Here is a 15,306-nt window from a genome sequence, read left to right on the forward strand (position 1 = left end):
ATATTACACTCCACGTAATGAACTGACAGGTCTCTTTCCTTTACTTGCATCGTTCTTAAAAGAGATAGAAAACCCAACATAGTTCATGAGCCATGTCGGATTTTCCATCTTCATATATGCTTGTTCAGCGCATCCACTGACACCTTTATCTCAGCATTCTTTTACTTAAATTCCACAACCGTAACGCCAGAACCTCCTTCAGAAGCTTCTCCGAAACGAATATTTTTAACAGAACGATGATTTTTCAAATATTCCTGTACACCTTTACGAAGAGCTCCGGTTCCTTTACCGTGGATAATCGAAACGCGCGGATAGTTGGCTAACAAAGCATCATCAATATATTTTTCAACTCGAATCAGCGCATTTTCATAGCGCTCTCCTCTTAAATCCAGTTCTAGATTTACATGATAATCTTTTCCTTTTACCGTAGCAAGCGGCTTTGTTTCTACAGGTTTTGGGGAACTAATATATTCGAGATCTTTTTCTTTCACCTTCATTTTCATGATTCCCATTTGCACTTGCCATTCATTATTACTTACTCGTTCCACAAGCGTTCCTTTTTGTCCCCAGCTTAAGACTTTCACTTCATCTCCAGCTTGAAGAGTGCGCTCTTGTTTTTTCGGCACAGCCGGTTTCTTTTTACTTTTTTCAAGAGTTGGAACTGCATCTTCTAGACGCTTACGTGCTTCAATCAATTCATGCTCTTTTACAAGCGCATGATTTTTTTGACTCATTTTACGCAAATCGCTAATGATTTTCTCTGCTTCTTCAGATGCTGCTTGAACTGTGGCTTGAGCTTTTTCTTCAGCTTTTTCGTACAGCTTATCTCGTTTTTCATTAAACTCAATAATCTGACTCTGTAATTCTTTATGAAGCTTCTGAGCCTCTTTTCTTAGCTGTTCAGCTTCTTCTAGCTCATGTTCAGATTGACGGCGGCTATCTTCAAGAGAAGCGATCATATTTTCTACTTTATTTGTTTCTGAGCCAATATAGCCTTTGGCACGTTCAATTACTTCTGCACTTAAACCTAAACGTTTTGAAATTTCAAAAGCATTGCTTCGACCCGGTACACCAATCAGCAGCTTGTAAGTAGGGCTCAATGTTTCAATATCGAACTCTACGCTAGCATTGACCACTCCTTCACGGTTATAGCCGTACGCTTTTAATTCAGGATAGTGAGTAGTCGCAACTACGCGAGCGCCTCTTTCATATACTTGATCTAAAATCGAAATCGCAAGCGCTGCACCTTCTTGGGGATCTGTTCCGGCTCCCAATTCATCGAACAAGACCAGACTTTCATGATCTACTTTTTGTAAAATATCTACAATGTTGACCATATGAGATGAAAAGGTACTCAGACTTTGTTCAATGGACTGCTCATCTCCAATATCAGCAAATACGTGTTTAAACACAGCCATTTCCGATCCATCCAGCGCAGGAATCTGCAAACCTGCTTGAGCCATTAATGTGAATAACCCAAGTGTTTTTAACGTTACGGTTTTACCGCCGGTATTTGGTCCTGTAATAACGATAGACGTATATTGATCACCTAGCTCAATATCATTTGCAACGACATCTTCCTGTGCAATAAGAGGATGTTTTGCCTTCACTAACTTAATATAGCCTCGATCGTTCATTTTAGGTTTTGAAGCTTTTAGCTCATGGCTATAGCGCCCTTTAGCAAACATGAAGTCCAGCTCACCTAACAAATAAACGTTTTGACGGAGTTCATTTGCCACTTCCGCTACCTGAACGGTTAGAGCAATAAGAATACGCTCAATTTCTTGTTTTTCTTTTACTTTTACTTCTTGAAGCTCATTATTTAACGTCACAATCGCCTGTGGCTCAATAAATAACGTTGCTCCAGATGAAGACTGATCGTGCACAATGCCTCCATACGCACTGCGATATTCTTGCTTAACAGGAATAACGAAACGTTCGTTTCGAATGGTAACAATCGCATCTGACAACATTTTCTGAGCAGACGAGGAGCGAATAAGACTTTCTAGCTTTTCGCGAATACGAGACTCCGTCGAGCGAAGTTTTTGACGAATGCCTCTTAGCTGGTCGCTTGCACCGTCTAGTACTGTGCCATTCTCATCAATGCTCATTTTAATTGTTTGTTCTACCTCAGGAAGAGGCATTAGTTTTTCGATATGTTCAGTTATAATTGGAAGCTGTAAATCTTCGTCTTCTACTACTTGCTCGATAAATTGCTTGACTTGTCTTGCAGCATAAATAGTACTTGCTACATCAAGAAGTTCATTAGAGCTTAGCGTTCCTCCAATTTCAGCGCGCTTTACGCTAGGTCGAACGTCAAAGATGCCTCCTAGCGGTACGTTGCCACGCAATCGCAGCACGGTTGTAGCTTCATCTGTTGCTTCCTGCCATTTGACTACTTCTTCATACTGAGTCGAGGGAATCAAATTCGCTACTTTTTCTCGGCCTAAAGAAGAAGCTACTTTTTTCTGAAGCTGTTCCTTAACTTTATTAAACTCTAGTACATGGAAAATACGTGATTGCAAAACTGATTCCTCCTGTTGCTTATTTATGTCGATTTAAAAAGGCGGTTAATTCTTTGAGGCTATACGTATTTAATACCGTTTCTGGTTTAAGCCAGCCTTTAATTCCCGTAGATATTCCAATTTCCATATGCTCTAGCATGTCTAGATTGTGAGCATCTGTATTAATTGCAATTTTAACTCCTGCCTCTTGTGCTTTTTTTATGTGCTCAGCGGCTAAATCTAAACGGTTTGGATTCGCGTTTAGTTCAAGAGCCGTTTTTGTTTCCTTAGCTAATTCAATTAGCATATCAATATCTACATCATATCCGTTGCGGCGACCAATCAAACGACCGGTCGGATGAGCGATTAAATCTACATGAACATTATTTAACGCTTGCTTTAAACGATTCATAATTTCTTCGCGTGATTGTGAAAAACTAGAGTGAATGGACGCAATAACAAAATCTAGCTCAGCTAGCATTTCATCATCATAATCAAGTGTTGCATCGGGCAAAATATCCATTTCAATTCCTGCTAGTATTGTAAAATCATCGAACTGTGCGTTTAAACGATTAATTTCTTCACGCTGTTTGCGAATGCGTTCAGGCGTTAGACCGTTAGCTACTTTTAAATACTGAGAGTGGTCTGTAATCGCCATGTATTCATAGCCTCGCGCGCGACATGCTTCCGCCATTTCTTCAATTGAATACGCCCCGTCGCTCCACGTGGAGTGCATATGCAAATCACCTTTTACCGCACCGTAGGTCACAAGTGTTTGAGGTTTTATAAATGCATCTACTTCCGTTCCATCTTCACGAAGTTCCGGCGGAATAAAAGACAGCCCAAAATGTTCATAGAATGCTTGTTCAGACTCAAATGTCATAACTTCGCCTGTCTCCGCATTTTCAACGCCATACTCGCTAATTTTTTCACCGCGTTCTTTTGCTAATTGACGCATGCGCACATTATGATCTTTTGATCCTGTAAAATGATGAAGCGTCGTGGCAAACGCTTTATCTTCTACAAGACGAAAATCCACGGACACATCGTACTCATAGGCTAACGTTACCGATACTTTTGTATCTCCATTTGCAATGACATCCTTCACATTTGGCAGCGATACTAGCTGTTCACGGACAGCATGAGGCTCAGCTGTTGAAATAATAAAATCAAGATCTTTTACAGTTTCTCTCATGCGGCGAATGCTCCCTGCTTGAGAAAAACGCTCAATGCTATGCATATGTTTAAGGGCTTCTAAAATTTCTTCTGCTATTGGAAGCATAAAAGCAAGAGGCAAACGATCAGGACGTTTCCCAAACTCCTCAATAGCAGCGATAATTTTCTCTTCCGTCTTTTTACCAAAACCGCTTAGTCCCTGCACTCGATTTTCCATACAGGCCTGATGCAGTGATTCCATGTCTTTAATATCTAGCTCTTTATATAATTTAGCGATTTTTTTACCTCCAAGCCCCGGCAGCTTAAGCAGAGGAATAAGTCCTTCAGGAACTTCTTGCTTTAGTTCTTCTAGTACGCTTGACTCATTTGTTTCCATATACTCTGTAATAACTGCAGCCGTTCCTTTACCAATCCCTTGGAGCTTGGTAAAATCCTCAATCTCTGTCAGCGTTCTCTCGTCCATTTCTAGCGCTGCAGCTGCTTTTCGAAAAGCAGAAATTTTAAAAGGGTTATCTCCTTTTAATTCCATATATGTAGCAATTGTTTCTAACAATTTAATAATATCCTTTTTATTCATATCTTTTCACCAGCCTATTATCATAATAACGAAACTTTCAAAACATGATGAGTGACATATGTACTCTCTCAAATTTTTATCTAGACATACTTTTATCTCCGTGAAAACCGCAGAACAGACTGCGATAAAAAAAGAGGGTATCTCAAAAGTATTATGACACTTTCGACACACCCTCTCAACAAGCTATTGTAATTTCATTACATTACACCATACTGAGTCCACAAATCTTGAATGGCAGACGATAAGTATGGAGTATTTTGTACGATATTGATTGCAATTGAAGACTGTTGAATTGGCGTTTGAATTTCACTTACAGGAATCACGGCTCCAATGTATAACAAAATAAAAACGATGATATACACTTCAACGAATCCAAGTGCACCTCCGCCCCATTTATTTAACTGGCGCAGAATTGGCAGTTCGGTTAAAGCCGTTAAAACAGAGCCTGCAAGGCGAAGTACAATGTGAGTAGCAAAAAATAAAATCGCAAATGCAATCATTCGATAAAAAGCGTCTTCTATCGTTCCAGAATCAAATACAAACGATGCGACACTTTGCTGCTGAATATTGTCTGGAAACGGAATCAACAAGCGAAGTCGGCTTGCCAAATCTCCACTAAACATATAAGCGACGATAAACGAAACCGCAAAACTGACAATATGAATGAGCTGCAAAATAAATCCTCTTTTAAGACCTGTTACAAAGCCTAAAAGAAGCAATATAATTAAAATGATATTAAGCATTGACTCAGTCATTCCTCTTTTCCATAAAGTTTTTGTTCAAGTCTCTCATAGTCTTCTTTCAGTTTTATATATTCGTGTACAGCATTCACAGCTGTTAATACTGCTAATTTATTGATATCTAAAGAAGGGTTTTTAGTACTGATTTCACGCATTTTTTCATCCACTATAGAGGCGACAAGTCGAATATGGCTTGTACTTTCGCTACCGACGATGCTGTACTGCTGACCAAAGATGTCAACTGTCGCACGTGTTTTATCTTGTCTTGACACGAGAAAATCCTCCGTTCCACGAAAAATCCTAATCCCTATCATACCACGAAGAAGACTTCAATGGAAACATATCTATATTTAAGCTATCATAAGGGATAGTGCTTATAAAGTAAACTAAAATACCCCGAAAGGAGTGAAGCATTATGTCACATGCTGTTATTAAGGTATCAGCTGATCAGATAGCTAAAATGAAGCTTCATTACACATCCTATTTGCAGCCTAAATTGCCGCAGGGAAGTATTTTTTCGGCTAAAACTCCCGGCTGTTCTATCACTGCATACCGCTCTGGAAAAGTACTTTTTCAAGGAAAAGAAGCTGAAACAGAAGCAGCTAAGTGGGGAGGTCCTTTAGATGCTTCTAAAAAGGCTCCCGTCTCACATCTCCCATCAAACTTCAGTTCACTATCGGTCATTGGTTCTGATGAAGTAGGAACGGGAGATTATTTTGGTCCCATGACCGTAGTTGCTGCCTATGTTCAAAAAGAGCAGCTTCCTTTGTTAAAAGAATTAGGAGTACGAGATTCAAAAGAGTTAACGGATGCTAAAATCATTGAAATTGCCAAGCAGCTTGTTTCGTTTATTCCTTACAGTTTGCTTGTCTTACATAACGAAAAGTATAATGCATTTCAAGAAAAAGGCATGTCACAAGGTAAAATGAAAGCTCTGTTGCACAACAAAGCTTTATCCAACGTGTTAAAAAAATTGGATTCTGAAAAACCTGATGCGATTTTAATTGACCAGTTTGTTGAAAAAAACACCTATTATAAACACATCGTAAAGGAAAAAGAGATTATCAAAGAAAATGTCTTTTTCAGTACAAAAGGAGAAAGCGTTCATTTATCTGTAGCCGCTGCTTCCATTATTGCCAGATACGCATTTTTAAAACAAATGGATTTACTAACGGAAAAGACGGGGATGGTCATTCCTCGCGGAGCTGGAGCACAAGTTGATATCGCCGCTGCTAAAATTATTAAAAAACATGGCGTCAATGCGCTGAACTCTTTAGCTAAAATCCATTTTGCTAATACAGAAAAAGCTTTAAAATTAGCTAAAAAATAAGAGATGTGGAAATCCACATCTCTTTTTTTATTCTTATGAACGAAGCGTTGCACCAAATTCTTTTTCAACAGCTTCTAAAACTGCACCATGTGCTTTTGCTACTTCTTCATCTGTTAATGTACGTTCAGGATCTAAGTAACGTAAAGAGAAAGCTACAGATTTCTTGCCTTCTTCCATACGCTCGCCTTCATATAGATCAAATACTGTCACGTCTTTTAAAAGTTCTCCGCCCGTCGTATAGATGACGCGCTGAACTTCTCCTGCAAGAACGTTTTTATCTACAACAAGTGCAATATCACGTGTAATAGATGGGAATCTTGGAATAGCTGAATAACGAACTTCTTCGACATCTGCAGCTAATAGCTCTTGAAGGTGTAATTCAAACACGTATGTTTCACGAAGGCCATACTGTTTCTGAGCAACAGGATGAACTTGACCCACGTATCCAATTTCTTTTTCATCTAACCATACAGCCGCTGTACGTCCAGGGTGCATACCGTCTTTTTTAACGGGAGCATATGAGATTCGTTTCTCTAAACCAAGCTGTGCAAATAACCCTTCTAGTACACCTTTAATCACATAGAAATCAACGACTTTCTTTTCACCTTGCCAGCCGTGAGCATGCCATAGACCCGTGATTGCACCAGCTACGCGCTCCTGCTCATCCGGTAATTCCCCTTCACCTTGAGATAAGAACACTGAGCCTGTTTCGTATAGCGCAATAGAATCCGATTGACGAGCATTATTGTGCTTCACTGCTTCAAGTAAATGAGGCACTAAGCTTTGACGAAGGATACTGCGATCTTCACTCATCGGCATTGCTAAACCAATCGTACTTGTTGCATTGAGTGCAAACTGAGTAGCTTTTTCAGCGCTCGTTAACGAATAGGTTGTTGTTTGCGCTAGCCCTGCTCCCTCTAAGAAACGGCGAACTTTACGGCGTCCAAGCTGATACTCTGTTAATTTTCCTGGAGTTGCCACTGTTACAGGAAGCGTTGTAGGAAGGTTGTCATAGCCATACATGCGCGCTACTTCCTCCACGATATCTTCTTCAATTGTAATATCGCCTCGACGAGTCGGTACCGTTACAACGATGGTTTCATCTTCGACTTTGCTTTCAAATTGAAGACGGTTCATAATATCTTGTACTTCTTCCATCGATAGTTCTGTACCAAGCACATTGTTAATACGTCCAAGTGACACAGCTACAACAGCAGGTTCCACAGTTAGTGTATCTACTTCTACAGTACCGCTTACCACTTCACCTGAAGCGTATTCAGCCATTAATTCTGCTGCGCGGTCAGCAGCTACACGCGTACGGTTAGGATCAATTCCTTTTTCAAAACGAGCACTTGCCTCACTGCGAAGACCGTGGTCTTTGGAAGCTTGACGAACTGTTAAACCTTTGAAGTAAGCTGATTCAATAAGAACATTTACCGTATCGTCTTTTACTTCAGAGTTTGCTCCCCCCATTACACCTGCAAGAGCTACCGGTTCACTGCCGTTTGTAATAACAAGCTGATTGCCTTTTAATACGCGCTCTTGATCGTCAAGCGTTACAAACTTCTCGCCTTCTGACGCGTGACGTACAACAATTTCTTTTGAACCAAGACGATCATAGTCAAAAGCATGCAGCGGCTGGCCGTATTCAAGCAAAATATAGTTGGTAATATCAACAACGTTGTTATGAGGTCGAATACCAGCTGCCATTAAACGCGTTTGCATCCATAATGGTGACGGAGCAATTTTTACGTTTTTCACAACGCGCGCTACGTAAAGGGGATTGTCTTCTTTTGCCTCTACTTTAACGGAAATATAATCAGCTGCTTGCTCATCAGACGTTTGCACGTTTACTGACGGATACTTCACTTCACGACGTAAAATAGCAGCCACCTCATGTGCTACACCTAACATACTTAAGCAGTCTGAACGGTTTGGTGTTAGCCCTAGTTCTAATACTTCATCGTTTAAGTTTAATGCATCTAGCGCATCCGCTCCTACTTCAGCATCACTTGGGAAGACGAAGATGCCTTCTTGATAATCTTTTGCCACAAGCTTGCTTTCAATGCCAAGCTCTTGAAGAGAACAAATCATACCGTTCGATTCTTCACCGCGAAGCTTAGCACGCTTGATTTTAAAGTTACCTGGAAGTACAGCTCCCACTTTTGCAACCGCTACTTTTTGACCTTGTGCCACGTTAGGTGCTCCGCACACGATTTGAACGATTTCTCCTCCGCCAAGATCTACTTGACAGCGGCTTAATTTATCCGCATTTGGATGCTGTTCACGTTCTACAACGTGACCAATTACCACTCCGCTGATGCCTTTATTTAAGTTTTCTACACCTTCAACTTCAATTCCACTTTTTGTGATTTTATCAGCTAACTCTTCTGCCGTTACGCCTGATAAGTCAACATACTCTTGTAACCAACGATAAGATACAAACATCGTAGTCCCTCCTTTATACTTGTTTAAATTGATCTAAGAAACGAACATCATTTGTATAGAAATGACGAATATCATCCACGCCGTGTTTTAACATAGCAATACGCTCTACACCGATTCCAAAAGCAAAACCACGATATTTAGTTGAATCGTATCCAGCCATTTCAAGAACATTTGGATGAACCATACCGGCTCCTAAAATTTCAATCCAGCCTGTTTGTTTACATACATTACAGCCTTTACCTCCACATTTTGCACACGATACGTCTACTTCTACAGACGGCTCAGTGAATGGGAAGAAACTTGGACGAAGACGAATTTCACGGTCTGCACCGAACATCTTTTTCACAAATACTTCAAGCGTGCCTTTTAAATCGCTCATACGAATGTTTTCGTCTACTACAAGACCTTCAATTTGCATAAATTGATGTGAGTGCGTAGCATCATCGTCATCGCGGCGGTACACTTTACCTGGGCAAATAATTTTAACAGGTCCTTTGCCTTCATTCTTGTTCATAACACGAGCTTGAACAGTTGATGTATGCGTACGAAGAAGCGTTTCTTCCGTAATATAGAACGTATCTTGCATATCACGTGCTGGGTGACCTTTTGGCAAGTTCAGCGCTTCGAAATTATAGTAGTCCTGCTCTACTTCTGGTCCTTCTGCTACTTCATAGCCCATTCCTAAGAATAAATCTTCTACTTCTTCAACCACGCTTGTGAGCGGGTGATGCGTACCTGCTTTAACCGGGCGTCCCGGCAGCGTTACGTCAATTGTTTCTGAAGCAAGTTTACGCTCTACCTCGGCTGCTTCTAACGCCGTTTGTTTTTCTTCAATTTTAGATGCAATCGCTTCACGTACTTCATTTGCAAGTGCTCCCATTACAGGGCGCTCTTCAGCTGAAAGTTTTCCCATACCGCGAAGTACTTCTGTGATAGGGCCTTTCTTTCCTAAATAAGCTACGCGTACGTCGTTTAATTCTTTTAAAGCACTTGCTGCTTCGACTTTTGCAATTGCTTCTTGTTGAAGTTCTTGTAAACGTTCTTTCATCACTTATTCCTCCTTTTAACGTAAAAAATGACAAATAAAAAAACCTCCTCCCAAAAAAGGGACGAGGATTAGTCGCGTTACCACCCTTGTTAACTATATACACAGACGTATACAGTTCACTTCATTCAAGTTAACGGAATCTCCGGAACACCTTTACATCTATGTAAGATGGTCTAAGTGTCAACTCAAGAGGTGAATTCACTTATTACATTTATAAAAATGCTTTCAGTCATGGCATTTTCTCCCTGCATAAACGGACATAAGCTACTGCTCTCTTTCATCGTTTTTTACATATGTAACTATTGTATTATTATAGTGAAAACACGTTCTCGATGCAACTACATTCCGCGTAAATAATAAAGTAAGATTCCAGAAGCGATGGCAACATTTAACGACTCGCTCTTTCCATAGATGGGAATGTACAGATTTTGATCCGTTTGTTCCAACACTTTCTCGCTTACGCCGTTTCCTTCATTTCCCACAATCAGCGCAAATTCGTTTGAAGGTTTTACGTGTGTGTAGACCTTTCCATTTTGTAACGACGTGCCGTAAACTGCTATTCCTCTTTCTTTTAACAGTGAAATTGTTTCGAGCAAATCGCCTTTTACAATTGGAAGGTGAAAAATAGCTCCTTGCGTTGAACGAACGACTTTTGGGTTGTACACATCCACGCTGCCCTCTCCAATGATAATAGCCCCCACTCCCGCAGCATCAGCGGTTCGGATAATGGTGCCTAGGTTACCTGGATCTTGCACCGCATCTAAAAGCAATACTTTCTGTGCTGTATGAATAATTTCCGCATGCTTTGTTTGAAAACACACGGCAATAATTCCTTGAGGTGTTTCTGTGTCAGATAATAACTTACTAATTGCTTCGTTTACAACGATTATTTCGATACCGTCTATATCCCACTGTGCGGGCACTTCGGTCGATTCGCGTATAATTAGTTCCTTTACGCAATCCTTATTTTTGATAGCCTCTTCGACTAAATGAAAGCCTTCTACCATAAAAAGGCCCTGCTTATCACGGTCTTTTTTATTATGCAGTTTTTTCCACGCTTTTACCTGCGGATTTTTAACTGAATCAATTTGTTTCACAAACATAACTCCTTTATCTATACAAAAATAAATAGTTCGATTACATTTTGTTCAATAATCATTAGATAAGTTTCACTTTATTGTACATAGAAATCGCAAAGAAAACAAAAACTATTGGTAACTTTACGATAGCTGAGGTGAAAATGATGGATCTTAATTTACGAAATGCTGTTATTGCAAACGTTTCAGGAAACTCAAAAGAAGAGCTTGAGGCTACAATTTCTGACGCTATTCAAAGCGGTGAAGAAAAAATGCTCCCTGGACTTGGTGTTTTATTTGAAGTGCTTTGGGAAAAGTCTCCGGAATCAGAAAAAGAAGAAATTCTGACAACGCTTGAAAACGGTTTAAAATAAATAACCTTTTCCTATGTACAACAAAAAGCTCATTCTCCTAGGAGAATGAGCTTTTTTTAATTATACGTAATGGCGTTAACCGTATCTCGGTCTAAGCGCTTAATGACTTCCGCAATTAATTTAACTGCGTTTTCATAATCATCACGATGAAGCATTGCTGCATGAGAATGGATATAACGAGTTGCAATTGTAATCGAAAGTGCTGGCACCCCGTTAGCTGAAATATGGATAGAACCCGAGTCCGTACCGCCTCCAGCAATTGCATCAAATTGATACGGAATATTTAATTCATCTGCCACATCTACCACTGTATCTCGAAGTCCTTTATGAGAGACCATGGAAGCATCATATAAAATGATTTGCGGACCCTGCCCCATTTTAGAAGAGGCTTCTTTATCAGAAACACCAGGTGTATCTCCAGCGATACCGACATCAACAGCAAATGCAATATCCGGTTCAATAAAGTTAGCAGATGTTTTTGCACCTCGGAGTCCAACTTCTTCTTGCACCGTTCCTACACCATACACAACATTTTCATGTTTTTCATTTTTTAAAGCTTTTAATACATCGATAGCGATTGCACAACCAATACGGTTATCCCAGGCTTTCGCTAGCAGCATCTTTTCATTGTTCATAACCGTAAATTCGAAATAAGGTACAACCTGATCACCAGGTTTTACTCCCCACTCCGCTACTTCTTCTCTGCTAGAAGCACCAATATCGATGAACATATCTTTAATGTCAACTGGCTTTTTGCGAACTTCTGGAGGCAAGATATGAGGTGGCTTTGAGCCAATAATCCCCGTTACCTCTCCTTTAGATGTCACGATGGTTACGCGTTGAGCAAGCATAACTTGAGACCACCATCCGCCTACCGTTTGAAAACGAATAAAGCCGCGTTCATCAATTTGAGTCACCATAAAACCAACTTCATCCAAGTGACCGGCTACCATAATTTTAGGCCCTTGTTCGTTGCCTACTTTTTTTGCAATCAAACTGCCTAGCCCATCCGTCGTTACTTCATCTGCATAAGGTGCAATATATTTCTTCATAACCTCACGCGGTTCACGCTCATTTCCAGGAATTCCTTTTGCATCTGTTAGTGCTTTAAGCATCGTCAATGTTTCATCTAACTTTGTCATATGGATTACCCCTTTCATATGTATACCTCTATTATAGCTAAAAAGAGGTTGAAGTAAAATTTCCCATCCCTTTATTTCTAGTATCCTTGTTCTTGGCGTTTAAAATTCACTTCATTTTTTGACATGTACGCCTCTTCAATATGTTCAGCAGAAAAACCAAACATATCGCCAAGCTTCATGTAAGATGCAAACATGTTCACATAGTTTTCTTTTGACAGGTCCTGCTCGAAAGCAGAAACTTGTGCAAATAACTGTAAAAATTGTGTTGTTTTTGAATCAGCTGCTTTTACTTTTGGCAGCTCAGTTAAATCATCGTATCCTTTTTCAATACCTAAAGAAAGAATGAAATGTACGCCGTCCACAAATTCTTCTAAAATAACAGCATCTTCAGCCGGAGGTTTAACGCTCCAAAATTTGAAGCAGCGCGTTTCGTTTGCCAGCTCTCCCATTTCAACAAGCAGAGCTAAAAGTTTTCTTGGAACCAAGTCTTCCTTATGAAGCTGATGCTTGTCCTCTATATGCTGATCCAGCTGGCGCTGCATGGTAAATAGCTGTTGTAAATTCAATGTAATCACTCCTGTAATTATGTATATCTTCTTCTTTTTAAACCAATAAAGAAATTATATCAAAAATCGTGAAACTTTTTAGAGACTGAAACGTAAAGTAAGAAAACTGTGCCTTGTAAAGGAGGGAGCGTTATGTTTGTTATTGTTATCGTTCGCGTGTTCATTTTCGCGCTTGTTGCTTACACACTATTAAAGCTGGTTCAGCATTTTCGCAGTCCAAAGCGGAAGCTTGTAGCAGCTCAGGAACATCAGCAATTTTTTGTCGTTGACGAAAAAACGAATATCCGCAAAAATTTTCTACTAACGTATAAAGGTATTTTATTTGAAGGAGAAAAATACAGCAATCCCAATGAACCAGAGTCTTTGTCGATTACAATGGTGTTAACAGATCCATCTCGATTGCATGAACTGCAAAAACAAGATTTCAAGCTGCTGGAAAATCACGTACACAACATGTATCCAAATGCTCCTATTCGCTGGAAAAGCCCCGTTCGAGAATTTTTACACTGAGCACAAAATCATTTGTGCTCAGCTGATAACAAAAAAGAAAAGTAAATCAAGAGCGGCAAGAATAGGAAAACCTACTGTAAACGATGTGTGCTTCGTTTTATGACGATAGCAATACATACCAATCAGTCCTCCAATGGCTCCTCCGATAGCAGCTACCGTCCACAGTGTGCTTTCGGCAATTCTCCACTCATGTCTTTTCGCTTTTTGTTTATCTCTATACATCATTCCTATCCCTATTATATTAATAACAATAAAATAGGTAAGCAGCAGTTCATTCATGATATGTCCTCCGATAGCAAAAAAGCCTCATCATCTAAAGATGACGAGACTTTATATTCATTACTTATCTAAGCCTTTTTTAGCAGCAGTTGCTAATTCAGCAAATGCTTTTTCATCAGCTACAGCTAAGTCAGCAAGCATTTTGCGGTTAACTTCAATACCTGCTAATTTTAAACCGTGCATTAAACGGCTGTAAGAAAGACCGTTCATACGAGCAGCTGCATTAATACGTGTGATCCATAATTTACGGAAGTCACGTTTTTTCTGACGACGGTCACGATAAGCATACATGTGAGATTTCATAACTTGCTGATTAGCAACTTTATATAATCTATGCTTCGAACCGAAGAAACCTTTAGCTAATTTTAAAACTTTTTTACGACGTTTGCGTGTTACTGTACCGCCTTTTACGCGTGGCATAATTGTTTACCTCCTGTATTGTTTCTATCTCAACCCAAATTACTTAATGTTATCTAATAAGTGACGGATACGTTTGAAGTCACCTTTGCTTACTAAAGAACCTTTACGTAATTTACGCTTTTGTTTTGTAGATTTGTTAGCGAATAAATGGCTTGTGTAAGCACGAGCACGTTTTAATTTACCGCTTCCAGTCTTTTTGAAACGCTTTGCAGCGCCACGATGTGTTTTCATTTTTGGCATGGGGTGTTCCTCCTCGTTCTATTACTTTTCGTTTTTAGGTGCCAAGACTAAGAACATGCTGCGGCCTTCCATTTTAGGAGCCGATTCAACTGAACTTACATCTTCGCAAGCTTGTGAAAAACGTTCAAGTACTTTTTGGCCAATCCCTTTATGAGTAATGGCACGACCTTTAAAGCGAATAGACGCTTTCACTTTGTCACCTTTTTCAAGGAACTTGCGTGCGTTACGAAGTTTAGTGTTAAAATCATGTTCATCAATTGTTGGACTTAAACGAACTTCTTTTAAGTTTACAACTTTTTGGTTTTTACGAGCTTCTCTTTCTTTACGTTGTTGCTCATAGCGGAATTTACCGTAGTCCATAATACGACATACCGGCGGTTTCGCATTTGCAGCAACCATTACTAAGTCAAGATTTACTCGTGAAGCAATTTCTAATGCTTCATTTTTTGATTTAATTCCTAATTGTTCACCATTTTGATCAATTAGACGAACTTCGCGAGCTCGAATGCCCTCGTTTACCATCATGTCCTTGCTAATAAGTAGCCACCTCCAAGGTTTAATGAGCGAATACGCTTGCTTAGACCGATTATTAACTCACACAAAAAAGTGTGAGTACATACTGCACCCACACTTCTATCGTTTTAATTAAGATACGATGTACCTGCTAACTGCTTTATGCGTCACTCAGGTGAGAAGCGGGTGCTTCTTCTTCTGTATAAACAAGTATTCAATTACTTAAGCTATTATAGTATCAACAAAGACAAAAGTCAATGATTTCGTTCTTTTTTCACAACAAAAGTTATTGTATCAAAGGAAAACCATTTATGCAACAGTTTTTTATAAATGTTAGATAAAAAAGCAGAGAATTTCAATTCT

16 protein-coding genes and 2 other annotated features are annotated in these 15,306 nt (G+C 39.6%); of the genes, 3 read left to right on the forward strand and 13 right to left on the reverse strand.

The window, feature by feature from the left end; genetic code table 11:
* Positions 1-161 precede the first annotated feature (161 nt).
* The 4 genes from CEQ83_RS22995 to zapA form a co-directional block, all read right to left on the reverse strand.
* Positions 162-2,525 (reverse strand): endonuclease MutS2, encoded by a 2,364-nt coding sequence (locus CEQ83_RS22995; RefSeq protein WP_108674324.1) that lies wholly within the window; start codon positions 2,523-2,525, stop codon positions 162-164.
* A gap of 19 nt (positions 2,526-2,544) precedes the next feature.
* A complete protein-coding gene (gene polX, locus CEQ83_RS23000) occupies positions 2,545-4,257 on the reverse strand; it encodes a DNA polymerase/3'-5' exonuclease PolX (protein ID WP_108674325.1) in 1,713 nt (570 codons plus the stop codon).
* Between the two features lie 197 nt (positions 4,258-4,454).
* The gene (locus tag CEQ83_RS23005; RefSeq protein ID WP_014458067.1) at positions 4,455-5,012 is read right to left on the reverse strand and encodes a CvpA family protein; all 558 of its coding nucleotides are present in this window, start codon (positions 5,010-5,012) and stop codon (positions 4,455-4,457) included.
* On the reverse strand, positions 5,009-5,269 hold the full coding sequence (gene zapA / locus CEQ83_RS23010; protein ID WP_013059415.1) for a cell division protein ZapA: 261 nt from the start codon (positions 5,267-5,269) through the stop codon (positions 5,009-5,011). The genes CEQ83_RS23005 and zapA overlap by 4 nt, the downstream gene beginning before the upstream one ends.
* A 143-nt stretch (positions 5,270-5,412) precedes the next feature.
* Here zapA and rnhC point away from each other — a divergent pair, with 143 nt between their 5' ends.
* Entirely contained in the window at positions 5,413-6,327 is a 915-nt protein-coding gene (rnhC, locus tag CEQ83_RS23015; protein ID WP_099331321.1) for a ribonuclease HIII, read from the forward strand.
* A 33-nt stretch (positions 6,328-6,360) separates the two neighbouring features.
* Here rnhC and pheT read toward each other — a convergent pair whose 3' ends face one another.
* The 3 genes from pheT to CEQ83_RS23030 form a co-directional block, all read right to left on the reverse strand.
* A complete protein-coding gene (pheT, locus tag CEQ83_RS23020; RefSeq protein WP_155017517.1) occupies positions 6,361-8,775 on the reverse strand; it encodes a phenylalanine--tRNA ligase subunit beta in 2,415 nt (804 codons plus the stop codon).
* Positions 8,776-8,788: 13 nt separating this feature from the next.
* Positions 8,789-9,823, reverse strand: coding sequence for a phenylalanine--tRNA ligase subunit alpha (gene pheS, locus CEQ83_RS23025; RefSeq protein ID WP_014458064.1), 1,035 nt, complete (start codon positions 9,821-9,823; stop codon positions 8,789-8,791).
* 54 nt (positions 9,824-9,877) lie between these two features.
* Positions 9,878-10,113, reverse strand: a binding site (T-box leader).
* A gap of 48 nt (positions 10,114-10,161) precedes the next feature.
* Positions 10,162-10,926: a TrmH family RNA methyltransferase gene (locus tag CEQ83_RS23030; RefSeq protein WP_176551792.1), complete on the reverse strand. Its 765-nt coding sequence runs from the start codon at positions 10,924-10,926 to the stop codon at positions 10,162-10,164.
* Between the two features lie 140 nt (positions 10,927-11,066).
* On the opposite strand from CEQ83_RS23030, the gene sspI reads away from it, so the two are divergent.
* Entirely contained in the window at positions 11,067-11,273 is a 207-nt protein-coding gene (sspI, locus tag CEQ83_RS23035) for a small acid-soluble spore protein SspI (protein ID WP_013059420.1), read from the forward strand.
* 56 nt (positions 11,274-11,329) lie between these two features.
* Here sspI and CEQ83_RS23040 read toward each other — a convergent pair whose 3' ends face one another.
* A complete protein-coding gene (locus tag CEQ83_RS23040) occupies positions 11,330-12,415 on the reverse strand; it encodes a M42 family metallopeptidase (protein WP_028411767.1) in 1,086 nt (361 codons plus the stop codon).
* Positions 12,416-12,492: 77 nt separating this feature from the next.
* Positions 12,493-12,981 (reverse strand): dUTP diphosphatase, encoded by a 489-nt coding sequence (locus CEQ83_RS23045; RefSeq protein ID WP_108674326.1) that lies wholly within the window; start codon positions 12,979-12,981, stop codon positions 12,493-12,495.
* Positions 12,982-13,113: 132 nt separating this feature from the next.
* Between CEQ83_RS23045 and CEQ83_RS23050 the strand changes: the two genes are divergently transcribed.
* The gene (locus CEQ83_RS23050; protein ID WP_028411769.1) at positions 13,114-13,491 is read left to right on the forward strand and encodes a hypothetical protein; all 378 of its coding nucleotides are present in this window, start codon (positions 13,114-13,116) and stop codon (positions 13,489-13,491) included.
* A gap of 18 nt (positions 13,492-13,509) precedes the next feature.
* On the opposite strand, the gene CEQ83_RS23055 is transcribed toward CEQ83_RS23050, so the two are convergent.
* The 4 genes from CEQ83_RS23055 to infC are packed head-to-tail and all read right to left on the reverse strand — an operon-like array spanning position 13,510 to position 14,955.
* The gene (locus CEQ83_RS23055) at positions 13,510-13,770 is read right to left on the reverse strand and encodes a DUF1294 domain-containing protein (protein ID WP_028411770.1); all 261 of its coding nucleotides are present in this window, start codon (positions 13,768-13,770) and stop codon (positions 13,510-13,512) included.
* Between the two features lie 60 nt (positions 13,771-13,830).
* On the reverse strand, positions 13,831-14,190 hold the full coding sequence (rplT, locus tag CEQ83_RS23060) for a 50S ribosomal protein L20 (RefSeq protein WP_013059425.1): 360 nt from the start codon (positions 14,188-14,190) through the stop codon (positions 13,831-13,833).
* Between the two features lie 39 nt (positions 14,191-14,229).
* A complete protein-coding gene (rpmI, locus tag CEQ83_RS23065) occupies positions 14,230-14,430 on the reverse strand; it encodes a 50S ribosomal protein L35 (RefSeq protein ID WP_013059426.1) in 201 nt (66 codons plus the stop codon).
* A 21-nt stretch (positions 14,431-14,451) separates the two neighbouring features.
* The gene (gene infC / locus CEQ83_RS23070; protein WP_013059427.1) at positions 14,452-14,955 is read right to left on the reverse strand and encodes a translation initiation factor IF-3; all 504 of its coding nucleotides are present in this window, start codon (positions 14,953-14,955) and stop codon (positions 14,452-14,454) included.
* A gap of 69 nt (positions 14,956-15,024) precedes the next feature.
* Positions 15,025-15,147, reverse strand: a sequence feature (ribosomal protein L20 leader region).
* Positions 15,148-15,306: the final 159 nt, after the last annotated feature.

The sequence above is a fragment of the Priestia megaterium genome, assembly GCF_009497655.1.
GTDB classification, from domain to species: domain Bacteria; phylum Bacillota; class Bacilli; order Bacillales; family Bacillaceae_H; genus Priestia; species Priestia zanthoxyli.